Annotated in this window: 15 protein-coding genes; 14 read left to right on the top strand and 1 reads right to left on the bottom strand. The window is 66.8% G+C overall.

Annotated features, from left to right (window positions below; genetic code table 11):
• Nucleotides 1-22: 22 nt before the first annotated feature.
• Nucleotides 23-2,857, bottom strand: a complete 2,835-nt coding sequence (locus tag ABRZ00_RS13880; RefSeq protein WP_368641563.1) for a valine--tRNA ligase — start codon at nt 2,855-2,857, stop codon at nt 23-25.
• 197 nt (nt 2,858-3,054) lie between these two features.
• Here ABRZ00_RS13880 and ndk point away from each other — a divergent pair, with 197 nt between their 5' ends.
• The 14 genes from ndk (at nt 3,055) to ABRZ00_RS13810 (ending at nt 16,918) form a co-directional block, all read left to right on the top strand.
• Complete coding sequence (ndk, locus tag ABRZ00_RS13875; protein ID WP_368641564.1) at nt 3,055-3,480, top strand: nucleoside-diphosphate kinase; 426 nt, start codon at nt 3,055-3,057, stop codon at nt 3,478-3,480.
• A gap of 50 nt (nt 3,481-3,530) precedes the next feature.
• On the top strand, nt 3,531-4,682 hold the full coding sequence (gene rlmN / locus ABRZ00_RS13870) for a 23S rRNA (adenine(2503)-C(2))-methyltransferase RlmN (protein ID WP_368641565.1): 1,152 nt from the start codon (nt 3,531-3,533) through the stop codon (nt 4,680-4,682).
• Nucleotides 4,679-5,179, top strand: a complete 501-nt coding sequence (locus ABRZ00_RS13865; protein WP_368641566.1) for a helix-turn-helix domain-containing protein — start codon at nt 4,679-4,681, stop codon at nt 5,177-5,179. The genes rlmN and ABRZ00_RS13865 overlap by 4 nt, the downstream gene beginning before the upstream one ends.
• Nucleotides 5,176-6,486, top strand: a complete 1,311-nt coding sequence (ispG, locus tag ABRZ00_RS13860) for a flavodoxin-dependent (E)-4-hydroxy-3-methylbut-2-enyl-diphosphate synthase (protein ID WP_368640687.1) — start codon at nt 5,176-5,178, stop codon at nt 6,484-6,486. The genes ABRZ00_RS13865 and ispG overlap by 4 nt, the downstream gene beginning before the upstream one ends.
• A gap of 5 nt (nt 6,487-6,491) precedes the next feature.
• A complete protein-coding gene (gene hisS / locus ABRZ00_RS13855) occupies nt 6,492-7,775 on the top strand; it encodes a histidine--tRNA ligase (protein ID WP_368641567.1) in 1,284 nt (427 codons plus the stop codon).
• 8 nt (nt 7,776-7,783) lie between these two features.
• The gene (locus ABRZ00_RS13850) at nt 7,784-8,422 is read left to right on the top strand and encodes a tetratricopeptide repeat protein (protein WP_343835461.1); all 639 of its coding nucleotides are present in this window, start codon (nt 7,784-7,786) and stop codon (nt 8,420-8,422) included.
• Nucleotides 8,423-8,427: 5 nt separating this feature from the next.
• Nucleotides 8,428-9,579: an outer membrane protein assembly factor BamB gene (bamB, locus tag ABRZ00_RS13845; protein WP_368641568.1), complete on the top strand. Its 1,152-nt coding sequence runs from the start codon at nt 8,428-8,430 to the stop codon at nt 9,577-9,579.
• A complete protein-coding gene (gene der / locus ABRZ00_RS13840) occupies nt 9,572-10,954 on the top strand; it encodes a ribosome biogenesis GTPase Der (RefSeq protein ID WP_368641569.1) in 1,383 nt (460 codons plus the stop codon). Before bamB ends, der begins: the two co-directional genes overlap by 8 nt.
• Nucleotides 10,951-12,027: a histidinol-phosphate transaminase gene (gene hisC, locus ABRZ00_RS13835; RefSeq protein WP_368641570.1), complete on the top strand. Its 1,077-nt coding sequence runs from the start codon at nt 10,951-10,953 to the stop codon at nt 12,025-12,027. Before der ends, hisC begins: the two co-directional genes overlap by 4 nt.
• 88 nt (nt 12,028-12,115) lie before the next feature.
• Nucleotides 12,116-12,352 carry an RNA chaperone Hfq gene (hfq, locus tag ABRZ00_RS13830; RefSeq protein WP_043681925.1) on the top strand — a complete coding sequence of 79 codons (237 nt, stop codon included), beginning with the start codon at nt 12,116-12,118 and terminating at the stop codon, nt 12,350-12,352.
• A 90-nt stretch (nt 12,353-12,442) separates the two neighbouring features.
• The gene (hflX, locus tag ABRZ00_RS13825) at nt 12,443-13,549 is read left to right on the top strand and encodes a GTPase HflX (protein ID WP_343835457.1); all 1,107 of its coding nucleotides are present in this window, start codon (nt 12,443-12,445) and stop codon (nt 13,547-13,549) included.
• A complete protein-coding gene (hflK, locus tag ABRZ00_RS13820) occupies nt 13,518-14,831 on the top strand; it encodes an FtsH protease activity modulator HflK (RefSeq protein ID WP_368641571.1) in 1,314 nt (437 codons plus the stop codon). Before hflX ends, hflK begins: the two co-directional genes overlap by 32 nt.
• A 9-nt stretch (nt 14,832-14,840) precedes the next feature.
• Nucleotides 14,841-15,728: a protease modulator HflC gene (gene hflC, locus ABRZ00_RS13815; protein ID WP_368641572.1), complete on the top strand. Its 888-nt coding sequence runs from the start codon at nt 14,841-14,843 to the stop codon at nt 15,726-15,728.
• 20 nt (nt 15,729-15,748) lie between these two features.
• Nucleotides 15,749-16,918 (top strand): ATP phosphoribosyltransferase regulatory subunit, encoded by a 1,170-nt coding sequence (locus tag ABRZ00_RS13810; RefSeq protein ID WP_368642829.1) that lies wholly within the window; start codon nt 15,749-15,751, stop codon nt 16,916-16,918.
• Nucleotides 16,919-16,972: the final 54 nt, after the last annotated feature.

Genomic DNA, 16,972 nt, shown 5'->3' with positions numbered 1-16,972 from the left:
CGGGATTCCGGGCGCCGGCCTCTTACAGCTTCCGCCGCTGCGCCCGGACGCGTTCCAGCGTTTCGCCGAACTGGGCCAGGCGCGCCTTTTCCTGTTCGACCACCGCCGCCGGGGCGCGTTCGACGAAACTGGCGTTCGACAGCTTGCCGGAGGCCTTGGCGATTTCCTTCTCCAGCCGGTCGATTTCCTTGTCCAGGCGGGCGCGTTCGGCGTCCAGGTCGATTTCCACGTGCAGCATCAACTGCGTGGTGCCGACGACCTGAACGGGGGCGCCCAGATCCGGCAGTTGATCCACGGCCTGGACGCTTTCCAGGCGCGCCAGCGCCATCAAGTAGGGGGTCAGCTCGTCCAGCCCTGGCTCTGAGCCCTGGATCAGCAGCGGTACGCGCTGCCCTGGGGCCAGGCTCATTTCACCGCGCAGGGCGCGGATCGCGTCGGTCAGCGATTTCAGCGTGGCCATGCGCTCGGTCGCAGCCGCATCGCGCAGGTCGTCGCGGGCGACCGGCCAGGGTTGCACACTGATGCTGGCAGGCGCATCGGCGGCGCGCACGCCGGCAGCCACCGAGACTTTTTGCCAGAGTTCTTCGGTGATGAAGGGCATGATCGGGTGGATCAGGCGCAGCAGGGTCTCCAGCACGTGGATCAGGGTGCGGCGGGTGGCGGCCTGCTGCACGGCGTCGTCCGACTGCAGGCGGACCTTGGCCAGTTCCACGTACCAGTCGCAGTATTCGTCCCAGATGAAGTGATACAGGCGGTCCGCCACCTGGTCGAAGCGGTATTGCGCAAAACCGGCGTCGACTTCGTCGATCAGGCGCTGCAGGCCGTCGATGATCCAGCGGTCGGCGAAGGACAGATCCCCGGGGCGCGCTTGGCCCAGGTCTTGACCTTCCACGTTCATCAGCACGAAACGCGTGGCGTTCCAGAGTTTGTTGCAGAAATTCCGGTAGCCTTCGCAGCGTTTCAGGTCGAAGTTGATGTTGCGCCCCAGCGTGGCGTAGGCCGCCATGGTGAAGCGCAGGGCGTCGGCGCCGTAGGCGGGGATGCCGTCGGGATAGTCCTTGCGGGTGCGCTTGCGGATCGCATCGGCCTGCTTCGGGTTCATCAGGCCGGCGGTGCGCTTGGCGACCAGCGGGTCCAGGGCGATGCCGTCGATCAGGTCGACTGGATCGATGGTATTGCCCTTGGACTTGGACATCTTCTTGCCTTCCATGTCGCAGACCAGGCCATGGACGTAGACCGTGCGGAAGGGCACCTCGCCGGTGTGGTGCATGCTCATCATGATCATGCGCGCCACCCAGAAGAAGATGATGTCGAAGCCCGTGACCAGCACGCCCGAGGGCAGGTAGCGCGCGAGATCGGGGGTCTTGTCGGGCCAGCCCAGATCGGTGAAGGGCACCAGGGCCGAGGAGAACCAGGTGTCGAGCACGTCCGGGTCGCGCACAAGCGGCCCGTCCACGCCGGCGGCGCGCGCCTGGCGTTCGGCGTCCTGTGCGCTGCGGGCGACGAAAATGCGGCCATCGGGCGCGTGCCATGCGGGGATCTGGTGACCCCACCAAAGCTGGCGGGAAATGCACCAGTCCTGGATCTTTTCCAGCCACTGGTTGTAGGTGGTGGTCCAGTTTTCAGGAACGAACTTCACGCGGCCGTCGGCCACCACGTCCAGCGCCACCTGGGTGATGCTCTGGCCGGGATGCAGGCTGTCAGCGGGCGCGGGCTTGCTCATCGCCACGAACCACTGGTCGGTGAGCATCGGTTCGATGACGCTATTGGTGCGGTCGCCGCGCGGCACCATGAGCTTGTGGGCGCGCACCTGCTGCAGCAGGCCTTGCGATTCCAGGTCGGCGACGATGCGCTTGCGGGCCTCGAAACGGTCCAGGCCCCGGTAGGCCTCGGGCGCCTCGCCGCTGATCTTCGCGTCCAGCGTCAGCACGCTGATCATGTCCAAGCCATGGCGCTGGCCGACGGCATAGTCGTTGAAATCGTGCGCGGGCGTGACCTTGACCACGCCGGTGCCGAATGCGCGGTCCACGTAGTCGTCGGCGATGACGGGGATCTCCCGACCCACCAGGGGCAGGATGACGCTGCGGCCGATCAGGTGGGCGTAGCGCTCGTCTTCGGGATGCACCATCACGGCGACGTCGCCCAGCATGGTTTCCGGCCGGGTGGTGGCCACGACCAGGTGCGTCAGCCCGCCTTCTGGCGCCGCCAGCGGATAGCGGATTTCCCACATGTGGCCGTCTTCCTCGGTGCTGACGACCTCCAGGTCGGACACGGCCGTCCCCAGGACCGGATCCCAGTTCACCAGACGCTTGCCTCGGTAAATCAGGCCCTGCTCGTACAGGCGTACGAAGACCTCGACCACGCCGCGCGACAGGCGTTCATCCATGGTGAAGTATTCGCGCGTCCAGTCGCAGGACGAACCCAGGCGGCGGAACTGGCCGGTGATGGTGCTGCCGGATTGCTCCTTCCAGGCCCAGACCCGCTCCAGGAACTTCTCGCGCCCCAGGTCGTGGCGCGAAATGCCTTCGGCATCCAGTTGGCGTTCCACGACGATCTGGGTGGCGATCCCCGCATGATCCGTGCCGGGGATGAAGACCGTGTCGTCGCCGCGCATGCGGTGGTGGCGGATCAGGCCGTCCATGATCGTCTGGTTGAAGGCGTGCCCCATATGCAGGGTGCCGGTAACGTTGGGCGGTGGGAACTGGATGGCGAAGGGCGCTGTTTGCCGGCCCTCGGCGGGCTCGACATGCCGGCCTGCGGCGAACAGGCCGCGGCGATTCCACTCGTCATACCAGCGTGACTCGATATCCTGGGGTTCGAAACTTTTGGGCAGGGAAGGGGAGGCGGAATCGCTCATGGGGTTTTCTGGGATTGAAAAGAAGGCTGACGGCCAAAAGACGACCATTTTAGGCGCTTGGGACGAAAACTGCGCATGGTAAAATGCACGGTTGACCACAAGACCCAATTGCCGGCCCGGTTTTCGGGACGGCTGCGGCGGTGTCATTCTACATTTACATCGGAAAACCCCGTTTTCCATTCCTACCGGAAATTTCCATGGCTATTGAACGCACCCTCTCCATCATCAAGCCCGATGCTGTCGCCAAGAACGTCATCGGCCAGATCGTCGCCCGCTTCGAAAATGCCGGCCTGACCGTCGTGGCCGCTCAACTGCGCCAGCTTTCCCGCGGCGACGCCGAACGCTTCTATGCCGTGCACAAAGAGCGTCCTTTCTTCAAGGATCTGGTCGAGTTCATGATTTCGGGCCCGGTGTTCGTCCAGGTGCTGGAAGGCGAATCGGCCATCGCCAAGAACCGCGAGCTGATGGGCGCGACCGACCCCAAGAAGGCCGAGCCGGGCACGATCCGCGCCGACTTCGCCGAGAGCATCGACGCCAATGCGGTGCACGGCTCCGACGCGCCGGAAACGGCTGCCGTCGAGATCGCCTTCTTCTTTCCCGAAAGCAACATCCACAGCCGCTGATCGCGGCGCGGCCCCGGCTCAGGCCGGGCCGCCACAGGTTGAACTTCCCCATGTCTGGCGCCGAAACCATCAACGTCCTGGGTCTGGACCCGGCCTCCCTCGAATCGCTCGTGGCGCAATGGGGCGGCAAGCCGTTTCGCGCGCGCCAGCTTTCACAGTGGGTGCATCAGCGCGGCGTCGACCGGTTCCAGGACATGAGCGATCTGGCCAAGGATTTCCGTGCCAGCCTGCAGAGCCATTGCGTCGTCCAGGCGCCTCCCCTGAATCTCGAAAAGCGCTCCGCCGACGGCACGCGCAAGTGGCTGTTCGACATGGGGCTGGGCAATGCCATCGAAACCGTGTTCATCCCGGAAGACGACCGTGGCACGTTGTGCATTTCCAGCCAGGCCGGCTGCACCGTGGCCTGTCCGTTCTGCTCCACGGGCTACCAAGGCTTCAGCCGCAACCTGACCACCGCTGAAATCGTCGGCCAGCTCTGGTACGCCAATCGCGCGCTGCGCGACGACCCGGCGGCCGCGCGGCTGGGCGCCCCGGCTGGCGAAGCCGACCGGGCCGTCAGCAACGTGGTCATGATGGGCATGGGCGAACCCTTGCTGAACTACGACCAGGTCCTGGGCGCCCTGCGCCTGATGCTGGACGACCACGCCTATGGTTTGTCGCGCCGCCGCGTGACCGTTTCCACGTCCGGCGTGGTGCCCATGATGGACCGGCTGTCTCAAGACTGCCCGGTGGCGCTGGCGGTCTCGCTGCATGCGCCCAACGATGAGCTGCGCGACCGCCTGGTGCCGCTGAACCGCAAGCATCCGCTCGACGAATTGCTGGACGCCTGCAACCGCTACCTGGAACACGCGCCGCGGGATTTCATCACCTTCGAATATATTATGCTCGACGGTGTGAACGATGCCGACGAGCACGCGCGCCAGTTGATCGAAGTGGCGAAGCGGGTGCGCTGCAAGTTCAATCTGATCCCCTTCAACCCCTTCCCGCAGTCCGGCCTGCGGCGCTCTCCTGCGGCACGCATCCGCCTGTTTTCCCAGCGGCTGATCGATGCGGGGCTGGTGGTGACGGTACGCAAGACGCGCGGCGACGATATCGACGCCGCTTGCGGCCAGTTGGCGGGGGAAGTCCGCGACCGGACTCGCATCACCGAACGCCTGCCCGACCGGGCCAGGATCGTCATACGCAAAAAGGAGCATGGATGAGCGAAACCTTCCCCGATGGGCTGCGGCGTCAGGATGCGGCCCAAGGCCAGGAGCTGACGCTGGGCGATGCGCTGAAAGCCATGCGCGAGACGCGCGGCCTGTCGCTGTCCGAAGTTTCCGCGCGCATCAAGTACTCCGCCGTCCAGTTGGGGCATCTCGAAGCCTGCGACTGGTCGCGGCTGCCGGAGGGCGTGCCGCTGCGGGGGCTGGTGCGCAACTACGCCCGCTTTCTGGAAACCGACGTCGATGCCGCCCTGAAGCTGCTCGACGATGCGGTCGGCCCGACCCGACCCCGGCCGGCCGTCACCTCTCTGGGCGCCCGGCGCGCCCTGCAACAGGCCGACATGACACCCAAGGGCGAGCCGGCCCACCGCACCTGGGCCTGGCTGTTGCTGATCCTGCTGCTTTTCTGCGTGATCGGCGTGTATGCGATCAACCGGGGTTGGGTGCCTGAAGAATGGCTGCGATTCGATTGGCTGAAGGCTTTGCGTCAATGACTCCCGGTTCCGTGAATTCCGTTCCGGCCGCCGCGCCCCGCCGGCCGACCCGCGCCGTCGCCGTGCGCTGGGGGGGGCATGTGGTGCGGGTGGGCGCAGGCGCCCCGGTCGTGGTTCAGTCCATGACCAACACCGACACGGCCGACCCGCAGGCCACCGCGCGGCAGGTGCGCGAGCTTTGGCAGGCCGGCTCCGAACTGGTGCGCATCACCGTCAATACCCCTGAGGCCGCCGCCCAGGTCGCCGCGCTGCGCGAGGCGCTGGACCGCATGAACGTGCCGGTGCCTCTGGTGGGGGACTTCCACTACAACGGGCACAAGCTGCTGACCCAATTTCCGGACTGCGCCCAGGCCTTGTCGAAATACCGCATCAATCCCGGCAACATGGGGGGCGGCAAGCGCCGCGACGACAATTTCGCGCAGATGATCGAGGTGGCCTGCCGCTACGACAAGCCGATCCGCATCGGCGTGAACTGGGGCAGCCTGGACCACGAATTGCTGGCGCGGATGATGGACGAGAACGCCTCGCGGCCCGACCCTCTGGCGGCCAACGCCGTGATGCGCGAGGCGCTGGTGGTTTCGGCCATCAGCAACGCCGAACGCGCCCAGGAGCTGGGCCTGCGCGGCGACGCCATCGTGTTGTCCTGCAAGGTCAGCCACGTCCAGGATCTGATCGCCGTCTATCGGGATCTGTCGCGCCGCTGCGATTACCCGCTGCACCTGGGCCTGACCGAGGCCGGCATGGGCTCCAAGGGGATCGTAGCCTCCACGGCCGCCCTGGCGGTGCTGCTCCAGGAAGGGATCGGCGATACGATCCGCATTTCGCTGACGCCCGAGCCCGGCGGCGACCGCAGCCGCGAGGTCGTCGTCGCCCAGGAAATCCTGCAAACCATGGGCCTGCGGGCCTTCACGCCCATGGTGGTGGCCTGCCCGGGCTGCGGGCGTACCAGCAGCACGGTATTTCAGGAACTGGCCGCCAGCATCCAGGCCTTCCTGCGCGCACAGATGCCGGTCTGGAAGACGCAATACCCGGGGGTCGAGAACATGCACGTGGCCGTCATGGGCTGCGTCGTCAACGGCCCCGGCGAGAGTCGCCACGCCGACATCGGCATCAGCCTGCCGGGCACGGGCGAGGTTCCATCCGCGCCCGTCTATGTGGATGGCCAGCGGACGGTGACGCTCAAGGGCGACGCCATCGCCGAAGAATTCCAGGCCATCGTCGAAAATTACGTTGCCCGCCGCTACGGGCGGGAGCAGGGCGCCGAGCCCGCGCGCCGGCCCGGTGTCGTGGCGCGCCATACCCACTGAGATCCATGTCCGAATTCAAGAAAGTCGCCGGCCTGACCGGCATGAAGGATGCCTTGCCGCCGGAGACGGCGCGCTGGGAGCGGCTCGAATCCATCGTGCGCGACTGGCTGGCCGGTTACGGCTATCAGAACCTGCGCACCCCGGTGCTGGAACACACCCGGCTGTTCGCGCGCGGTATCGGCGAGGTCACCGACATCGTCGAAAAAGAAATGTATTCTTTCGTCGATCCGCTGAATGACGAACGCCTGACGATGCGGCCCGAGTTCACCGCCGGCATCGTGCGTTCGGCCATCGAGCACAATTTTCTCTATGACCGGCCGCGCCGCGTCTACGCCATGGGGCCGGTGTTCCGGCACGAGCGTCCCCAGCGCGGCCGCTATCGCCAGTTCCACCAGATCGACGTCGAAGCCCTGGGCTTCCCCGGGCCGGACGTCGACGCCGAGCTGATCCTGATGCTGGCGCGCCTGTGGCGCCTGCTTGGATTGAAGGATATCCGCCTGGAACTCAATTCCCTGGGTCAGGCGCACGAGCGCGCCGCCCACCGCGCTGCCCTCATCGCGCACCTGGAAAAGCACGTCGACGTCCTCGATGAAGAAGCCCGCCGCCGCATGCACACCAATCCGCTGCGCGTGCTGGACACCAAGAATCCCGCCATGCAGGACATGGCCAACAGTGCGCCGCGCCTGTTCGATTTCCTGGGCGAGGCGTCGCTGGCCCACTACCGCGGTCTGTGCGACCGTCTGGACGATGCCGGAATCGCCTACACTCTGAACCCGCGCTTGGTGCGCGGGCTGGACTATTACAACCTGACGGTCTTCGAGTGGGTCACGGACCGGCTGGGGGCCCAGGGGACTGTCTGCGGCGGCGGCCGCTACGACGGCCTGATCGAACTGCTGGGCGGCAAGCCCGCGCCGGCGGTGGGTTTCGCCATCGGCATGGAACGCCTGCTCGATCTCTGGCAGCAGGATGCGCCGGGCCAGGCCCCGGCCGAATGCCAGGTCTATCTGGTTCACCAGGGCGATGCCGCGCAGCGGCGTGCGGCGCAGCTCGCCGAGGCGTTGCGCGATGCCGGGCTGCGGGCACTTGTCCACGCCGGTTCGGCTGGGTTTAAATCACAGTTTCGCCGGGCCGACGCCAGCGGTGCCGTGGCCGCCGTCGTCATCGGCGAAGACGAACTGGCGTCGGGCCGGGCCAGCGTGAAATGGCTGCGCTCGGGCGCAGCCGGGGACGGACAGCAGGAATCGGTCGCTTTTGACCAGTTGGCCGCACAACTCCAACAAAGGATCTGAATACAGGCATGGCATACGATCTCGAAGAACAGGAAAAAATCGACGCGCTGAAGGCCTGGTGGGAGCGCTACGGCACGCTTACCATGGCCCTGATCTTCGCCGTGATGGCCGCCTTTGCCGGTTGGCGCGGCTGGCAGTGGTACCAGACGCATCAGGCCAGCCAGGCCATGGGCTACTACGAAGCCCTCGAATCCGCCGCCGCCCAGCCGGGCGAAGACGCCGTGGCCCGCATCAAGGCGGCCAGCGAAGCATTGCGGGACGGCTATGCCGGCTCGGGCTATGCCTCGCGCGGCGTGCTGGTGGCGGCCTGGGCTTTGCAGGAGCGCAAGGATCTGGACGGTGCGCGCGAGCAGCTTGAATGGCTGGCGGGCAACCAATCGGCGCCGGCGCTGCAGGCCGTGGCCCGCCTGCGCCTGGCGGGCGTGCTTCTGGCCCAGCAGCAGTACGAACCCGCCCTGGCCCAGCTCGAGGGCACGCCGCCCGCCGGTTTCGACGGCCTGTATGCAGACCGGCGCGGCGACATCCTCGCCGCCCAGGGTCGGCACGAACAGGCCGTCCAGGCCTGGAAAGAAGCGCTCACGTCTCTGGGCGCAGATCCCGCCGCCCAGATCGTCCAGTTGAAAATCGATGCCCTGAACGGAGCCTGACCCCTATGCGATCCTCCTCCCGCCTGTTTCGCGCGGCGCTCATCGGCCTGCTCGCCGCCGGCTTGTCCGGCTGCGGCCTGTTTTCTCAAACCGACGCCCGCTTCGATCCCGCGCCGCTGACCGACTACACGCCCTCGCTGGCGGTGTCGGCACGCTGGTCGGCCTCGATCGGCAGCGGAGGCGGTTACGGCTTTTCTCCCGAACTGGTGGGCGATACTTTGTATGCGGCGACCCCCTCGGGCACCGTGGCGGCGCTGGACGCCGCCTCGGGCGCGCTGCGCTGGCGCGTCGATGCGGGCCCGTTGTCGGCCGGCGCCGGCAGCGATGGGCGCGTGGTTGCCGTAGCCACCCAGTCCGGCGGGGTCGTGGCCTACGACGCCCAGGGCCGCGAGCTCTGGCGCAGCCAGGCGGCCAGCGCCATCAATGTGCCGCCTGCCGTGGGCAACGGCATCGTCGCGGTGCGCACCACTGATTATCGTATTCAGGCTTTCGATGCGGCCACCGGCAAGCTGCGCTGGAATGTGCAGCGCCCCGGCCCCGCCCTGGCGCTGCGCACCAGCATCCGCATGCTGTCGGTGCCCAATCTGCTGATCGCCGGCATGCCCAACGGCCGCCTGATGGTAATCGATGCGGCCTCCGGCGCCGTGCGCTGGGAAGGCTCCGTCTCCACCTCGCGCGGTGCGTCCGACCTCGAACGCATCACCGACGTGGTGGGCGCGCCCGTGATCGTCGGCCCCCTGCTGTGCGGTGTCAGCTACCAGGGCCGCACGACCTGCTTCGATGTGTCCCAGGGCGGCCGCGCCGTCTGGTCCCAGGAAGTGTCCTCCGCGACCGGCATGAACACCGATGGCCAGCGCCTCTATCTGGCGGATGCGCGCGACACGGTCCGTGCGCTGGACCTGCGGGACGGCCATGAGGCCTGGAAGCAGGCGGCGCTGCTGAACCGGCGCCTGGGCGCCCCCGTGCCGGTGGGCAACGCCGTGGCCGTGGGCGACCATGAAGGCTACGTGCACTTCCTGTCGCGCGCCGATGGCGCCTTGATGGCCCGACTGCAGGTGGGCGGGGGGGCGGTCGTGTCCGCCCTGGTGCCCACCGCGCGCGGCGTGATCGTCCAGACGGGCGATGGCAAGCTGATCCTGGTGGGTGTCGGTGGCTGATACGCGCTTCAAGCCGGTCGTGGCCCTGGTCGGGCGCACGAACGTCGGCAAATCGACCCTGTTCAACCGCCTGACGCGTTCACGCGCGGCGCTGGTGGCGAACATCTCCGGGCTGACCCGCGACCGCCATTATGGCGAGGGGCGGGTGGGCGACTACCCCTACATCGTGGTGGATACCGGCGGTTTCGAGCCTGTCGCCACACGCGGGATCCTGGTCGAGATGGCGCGCCAGACGGCCCAGGCCATCGCCGAATCCGACGTCGTGATCTTCCTGGTGGACGGGCGCGAGGGCATCAATGCCCACGACCACGAAATCGCCCGCCTGCTGCGCAAGTCGGGTCAGCGCGTGCTGCTGGCCGTCAACAAGGCCGAGGGCATGCGCGATCATGCCGGGCTGGCCCAATTCCATGAGTTGGGGCTGGGCGAGCCGCATCCGATCTCGGCGGCGCACGGCGACGGCGTGTCGGCGCTGGCCGACGAGGCGCTCGCTCCGCTGCTGGCCGAGCAGGCCGCCGAAGCGGACGGTCCGGATTCCGGCGCGGCGGGCGAAGAGGGGGCGCCCGACCATCGCATCAAGCTCGCCATTGCCGGCCGGCCGAACGTCGGCAAATCCACGCTCATCAACACGCTTGTGGGTGAAGAGCGCGTCATTGCCTACGATCTGCCAGGCACCACGCGCGATGCGATCGAGATCGAATTCGAGCGCGGTGATCGCCGCTACACGCTGATCGACACCGCCGGCCTGCGCCGCCGCGGCAAGGTCTTCGAGACGGTGGAGAAATTCTCGGTCATCAAGACGCTGCAGGCCATCGAGGCCGCCAATGTCGTGCTGCTGTTGATCGATGCCAGCGACGGCATTTCCGACCAGGATGCGCACATCGCCGGCTTCATCACCGAGACGGGTCGCGCCCTGGTGGTGGGCTTGAACAAATGGGACGCGATAGACCGCGAGCAGCGTGAGTGGGTGCAGCGTGAATACGAACGCAAGCTGCGTTTTCTGTCGTTCGCCCGTGTGCTGAACCTATCCGCCCTGAAAGGGCAGGGGGTCGGCCCCGTGCTCAAGGCCGTGGATGCCGCGCACGCCGCGGCCTTTGCCAAACTCTCCACGCCCAAACTGACCCGCACGCTGCAAGCGGCCGTCGAGCAGCAGCCGCCGCCGCGCAAGGGGATCTTCCGGCCCAAGATGCGCTATGCTCACCAGGGCGGGCAGAATCCGCCGCGCATCATCATCCACGGCAACGCCCTGGACGCCGTGCCGGACTCCTATCGCCGCTATCTCGAAGGGCAGTTCCGCGAGGCCTTCAAGCTGGCCGGAACGCCCCTCTCGGTGGAATTCAAAACCTCGCACAACCCCTATCTGAAGGACGAGTCGTGAGCACGCTCTGGAGCGATCACATCGCCGGTCTGGTGCCTTATGTGCCGGGCGAGCAGGCCCACATTCCGAACCTGCTGAAGCTCAACACCAACGAAAACCCGTATGGGCCTTCGCCCCGGGCGATCGAGGCCATGCGCGCCGCCCTGACCGACGACATGCGCCTGTATCCCGACTACCAGGCGCTGGCGCTGCGCGGCACGATCGCAGGCCGTTTCGGCCTGGCGGCCGATCAGGTGTTCCTGGGCAACGGCTCCGACGAAATCCTGGCGCATGTCTTCAACGGGCTGTTCCTGCGGGGCGGCCGGCCCCTGTGGCTGCCCGACGTCACCTATAGTTTCTACAAGACCTACTGCCGCCTGTACGACGTGCCGCACCGGCTGATTCCGTTGGACGAAGCCTTCATCCTGCGCGTGGCGGACTACACCGGCCCGGCCGATCCCGAACCCGCCGGGATCATCTTCGCCAATCCGAACGCTCCCACCGGCCGCGTGCTGTCCCTGGACGAGATCGCCGCCATCGCGCAGGCGCGGCCCGACAGCGCCGTGGTGGTGGACGAAGCCTACGTCGATTTCGGCGCTGAATCGGCGGCGGCCCTCATCGGCCGGTTTCCCAATATCCTGGTGATCCATACCCTGTCCAAATCCCGCTCGCTGGCCGGCCTGCGGGTAGGCTACGCATTGGGCCACGCCGATCTGATCGCCGGCCTGGTGCGCGTCAAAGACAGTTTCAACTCCTATCCCATGGACCGCGTGGCCCTGGCGGGCGCCCAGGCGGCCATCGAAGACGACGCCTGGTTCGACCGTACCCGGCAGGCCGTCATCGACGCCCGCGAGCAACTGGCGCTGGATCTGCGGGCCTTGGGCTTTCACGTGCTGCCTTCGCGGACCAATTTCGTCTTTGCACGCCATCCGGACCATGATGCCGCGCGCATTGCGGCCGGCTTGCGCGAGAGCGGCATCCTGGTGCGGCATTTCCGCGCGCCGCGTATCGATCAGTACCTGCGCATCACCGTCGGCACGCCAGAGCAATGCCGGCGTCTGTGCGATGCGTTGGGCGCGCTGCTGCGGGCCTGAGCCAGCGGCGGCGGCGCTGCAATGCATCCATATCGAAACGCATTAAAATAGACCCTCCACCATAACTTCAATAACCGGAGCCCCGTCCATGAGCAACAAAGGGCAAATTCTCCAAGACCCCTTCCTGAACGCCTTGCGCAAGGATCACGTGCCCGTATCGATCTATCTGGTCAACGGGATCAAGCTGCAGGGCCAGGTCGAGTCCTTCGACCAATATGTCGTGCTGCTGCGCAACACGGTCACCCAGATGGTCTACAAGCACGCCATCTCTACCGTCGTCCCGGCGCGTCCGGTTTCCTTCCAGGTGGATGACTCTGCCGAATAAGCCGTTGCTGCCTCTTTTACCGGCCCGCCGCGCGCCCTGCCGCGGCGGGCATTCGTTTTGTGGCCTGCGCCTCGTGACGGGCACGATGCCATGAAAGCGCTCGTCATCAGCGTCGACCTGGGCGAGCCCGACTACGCCGCACACGCCGAAGAGTTCCTCATGCTCGCCAGCGGAGCGGGGGCCGACATCGTTGAAGTTCTCACCGCCCGGCGCAGCCGTCCGGATGCCGCCGGTTTCATCGGTTCGGGCAAGGTCGAGGAAGCCGCCGCCCTGGTCAAGGCCACGGGGGCGGAAGTCGTGCTCTTCGATCAGGCGCTGACGCCCGCCCAGCAGCGCAACCTGGAGCGCCAGTTCGAGGTTCGCGTCGTCGACCGGGTTGCGCTGATCCTCGACATCTTTGCCTTGCGCGCCAAAAGCCACGAGGGCAAGCTCCAGGTCGAACTGGCGCAGTTGCAGCACTTGTCCACCCGCTTGACCCGGATGTGGACCCACCTGGAGCGCCAGCGCGGCGGCATCGGCGTGCGCGGCCCGGGCGAATCGCAACTGGAAACCGACCGGCGCCTGATCGGCGTGCGCGTGCGCGCCCTGAAAGAACGCCTGGAGCGCGTCCAGCGCCAGCGCCTGACCCAGCGGCGCGCCCGGGTGCGCGGCAAGACTTTGTCGGTTTCTCTGGTCGGTTATACCAACGCGGGCAAATCCACGTTGTTCAATGCGTTGACCCGCGCCGACGCCTACGCGGCCAACCAGTTGTTCGCCACGCTGGACACCACGACCCGCCGCGTCTGGATCGAGGGCGCCGGCCAGGTCGTCGTGTCCGACACCGTGGGTTTCATCCGGTCGTTGCCGCCGATGCTGATCGCGGCGTTCAGGGCGACCCTGGAGGAAACCGTCCATGCCGATCTGCTGCTTCACGTGATCGACGCGGCCAGCCCGCAGCGCGACGAACAGGCCGCGGCGGTCAATCAAGTCCTGCGCGACATCGACGCGCACGAAATACCGCAGATCCTGGTCTACAACAAAATCGACACGGCGGGATATGAGCCCCGGGTCGAGCGAAATGAACATGGTACGATTGCGCGAGTCTTCGTCAGCGCGCTGCAACGCAGCGGGCTGGACGGTTTGCGGCGGTCGATCGTTGAATTTGGTGGGGAGCCTACGGGAAACAATGCGTTTGATGAAACTGTTCAACCTGAATGATCCGGGCTGGGGACGGGGCAACCAGAACCAGAACGACGACCCTCGCGGCAATAAGCCCGACTCTTCCTCGGGGCCTCCCGATCTGGATGAGGTCTGGCGCGATTTCAGCAAGCGCCTGAACGGCCTGTTCGGCCGTCGGGGGGGCGGACGCGGTCCGCGCCCGCCCTCGGGCGGCGGCATGCCTTCGTTGCCCGGCCCCTCGCCCCGCTTCCTGCTGCTGCTGGTGGTGGCGGCCATCCTGCTGTGGCTGGCCAGCGGCTTCATGATCGTCCAGGAAGGCCAGGTCTCCGTCGTGACCCGGTTCGGGCAATACGTCAAGACGCTCAACCCGGGCCTGCAATGGCGCCTGCCGTATCCCATCGAAGCCTCGCAAGCGGTCAATATCTCTCAGTTGCGTACTTTCGAGGTCGGCTTCCGGGGGTCGTCGCGCAACAAAGTCCTGTCCGAATCGCTGATGCTCACCAACGACGAGAACATCGTCGACGTGCAGTTCGTGGTGCAGTACCGGCTGCTGCCCGACGGCGCGCCCGCCTATCTGTTCAACACCAGCCAGCCCGACGAATCCGTGCGCCAGGCGGCTGAAACCGCCATGCGTGAAATCGTCGGCCGCAAACCCATGGACTTCGTTCTGTATTCGGGCCGGACCGAGGTCGCCTCCGAGGTTCAGGCTCTGGCGCAGTCCATCCTCGACCGCTACGAGACCGGCATCCAGATTTCCACCGTGGCCATCCAGAACGTGCAGCCGCCCGAGCAGGTGCAGGCCGCGTTCGACGATGCCGTCAAGGCCGGGCAAGACCGCGAGCGCCAGGTTAACGAAGGCAATGCCTATGCCAGCAAGGTCCTCCCCGAGGCCGAAGGGCAGGCGGCCCGCATGATCCAGGAATCCGAAGGCTACAGCGCCCGGGTCATCGGCCAGGCTCAGGGCGATACCTCGCGCTTCGACAGCATTGTCGCCGAATACGAGAAGGCGCCCGGCGTCACCCGCGAACGCCTGTATCTGGAAACGATGCAGGACATCCTGAGCGACAGCGCCAAGGTCATGATCGATGCGGCGGTGGGCAACAATATGCTCTACCTTCCGCTCGACAAGATCATGGGCCAGGCCGCGCGCTCGGCCGCAGGCGCCTCCTCGTCGGCGGCGCATGATGCGGCGGGCGGGTCGGCTCCGGCCGCCGCGGGCGCCGCGCAGGCCGCCCAGGGAACGTCCTCCGGCGGCGGCGCCCAGCAGCGGGGCGTGCCGTCCGGCCTGGACGGCCTGATGACCAGCCCGTATTCCAACTAGGAGCCCAAGATGCAACGCTTTTTTCCTGCCCTGGTCGGTCTGGTCCTGCTGGTCGCGGTGCTGTCCTCGTGCATGTTCGTCGTGCGGGAGCGCGACTCCGCGCTTCTGTTCGCTCTGGGCGAGGTCCGCGAGACCATTACCGAACCGGGGCTGTACTTCAAGCTCCCGCCGCCTTTCGAAAACGTCGTCTACCTCGACAAGCGCCTGCAGACCATTGAATCGCGCGATCCGGAGCGCATCCAGACCGCCGAAAAGAAAAACCTGCTGATCGACTCCTTCGTCAAGTGGCGCATCGCCGACCCGCGCCAGTACTACGTCACTTTCGGCGCCAACAGCAATGCGGCGGTCGAACGCCTCCAGGCGCAGATTCGCGATGCCCTGAATGCCGCCGTCAACGTGCGTACCGTCAAGCAGGTCGTCTCCAGCGACCGCGACACCATCATGCGGGAAATCCAGACGGCCGTGGCGCGTCGCGCTCAGCCGCTGGGCGTGGACGTGGTCGACGTGCGCCTGCGGCGCATCGATTTCGCCCCCGAGATTTCCGAATCCGTCTACCGCCGCATGGAAGCCGAGCGCAAGCAGGAAGCCAACCGGCTGCGGGCCAGCGGCGCGGCCGACAGCGAACGCATCCGCGCCGAGGCCGACCGCAAGCGCCAGGAAATCCTCGCCAGGGCCTATGCCGAATCCCAGGCCAAGCGCGGCGAGGGCGATGCCACGGCGGCGGCCATCTATGCCAAGTCCTATGGACAGAATCCCGAGTTCTACAGCTTCTATAGAAGCCTCGACGCCTATCGTTCGGCCTTCGAAGGCCAGGGCAACACGCTGGTGCTGAGCCCGGATTCGGACTTCTTCCGTTTCTGGGACCGCGCCCAGGGCGACAAGCCCGCCGCCCGCTGAACGAGGAACGACAGACCATGATGTCAAGCTGGCTGCTGCCGGAAAATCTGTCGGACGTTCTGCCCGCCGAAGCGCGCCGCATCGAAGAGTTGCGCCGCGAGCTACTCGACCTGTACCGCACCTACGGTTTCGAGCTCGTGGCGCCGCCCATGGTGGAATACCTGGATTCCCTCATGCCCGCCGACGACGAAGCCCTGCGGCTGCGCACCTGCAAGCTGGTCGACCAGCTTTCGGGCGTGACCATGGGTGTGCGCGCCGACATGACCATCCAGGTCTCTCGCATCGACGCGCACCTGCTCAATCGCGAGGGCGTCACCCGGCTGTGCTACTGCGGGCCCGTGGTGCATGCGCGGCCGGCGGGCCTGATGTCGGATCGCGAGCTGCTGCAGATCGGCGCGGAAATCTTCGGCCATGCGGGCGTCCAGGCCGATATCGAATCGATCCGCCTGGCGCTCGAATCCGTGCGCCGGGCGGGCGTGCGCGAGCCGCGCCTGGATTTGAATCATCCCGGCGTGGGGCGGGCGCTGGTGGACGACGATCCGGCGCTGGCCGACGTCGCGGAGGCCATCTTCGAGCTGCTCAGCGCCAAAGACGTCCCCGGCCTGGCGGCGCTGTGCGCCGAGGTCGACGCGCGTCCCGGCAGCCTGACGGCGTTGCGCACCCTGACCGGCCTGTATGGCGATCTGTCGGTGCTGGACCGCGCCCGCGCCAGCCTGCCCGACCTGCCGGCCGTGCGGGCCGCCCTGGAGGCGCTGCAGACCTTGTGCGCCGCCTTGCCCGATGCCCCCATCGCGCTGGATCTGGCGGATATGGGGGGCGGCTACGGCTATCACTCGGGCGCCGTGTTCGCCATCTATGCGGCGGGCTGGCACGACGCGCTGGTGCGCGGTGGCCGCTACGACGGCATCGGCCGCAAGTTCGGCCGCGCTCGCCCGGCCACCGGTTTCAGTCTTGATTTGCGCAAACTGTCGGCTGGCTTGCCGGACGCACGGCCCGTCCAGGCCATCCGCGCCCCCTGGTCGGAGGATCCCGCCCTGGCCGAGACCATCCGCGCTTTGAGAGGCCAGGGGCGCATCGTGATCCAGGCGCTGCCGGGCGAACGCCAGTGTCCGGACGAATTCTTCGTGGATCAGGAGTTGGTCGCGATCGGCGGCGGCTGGGAGCTGCGGCCCCTGGATGGCGCCGCCTGAGGTGCGGCGTTCGTCGCACATTGCTACTGATGGTATAAACTAACCCGTTTCCCA

Source organism: Castellaniella ginsengisoli (assembly GCF_040955415.1).
GTDB classification, from domain to species: domain Bacteria; phylum Pseudomonadota; class Gammaproteobacteria; order Burkholderiales; family Burkholderiaceae_B; genus Castellaniella; species Castellaniella ginsengisoli.
Note: the sequence above shows the minus strand (reverse complement) of the source record. Positions and strands in the feature narration are given on the sequence as shown.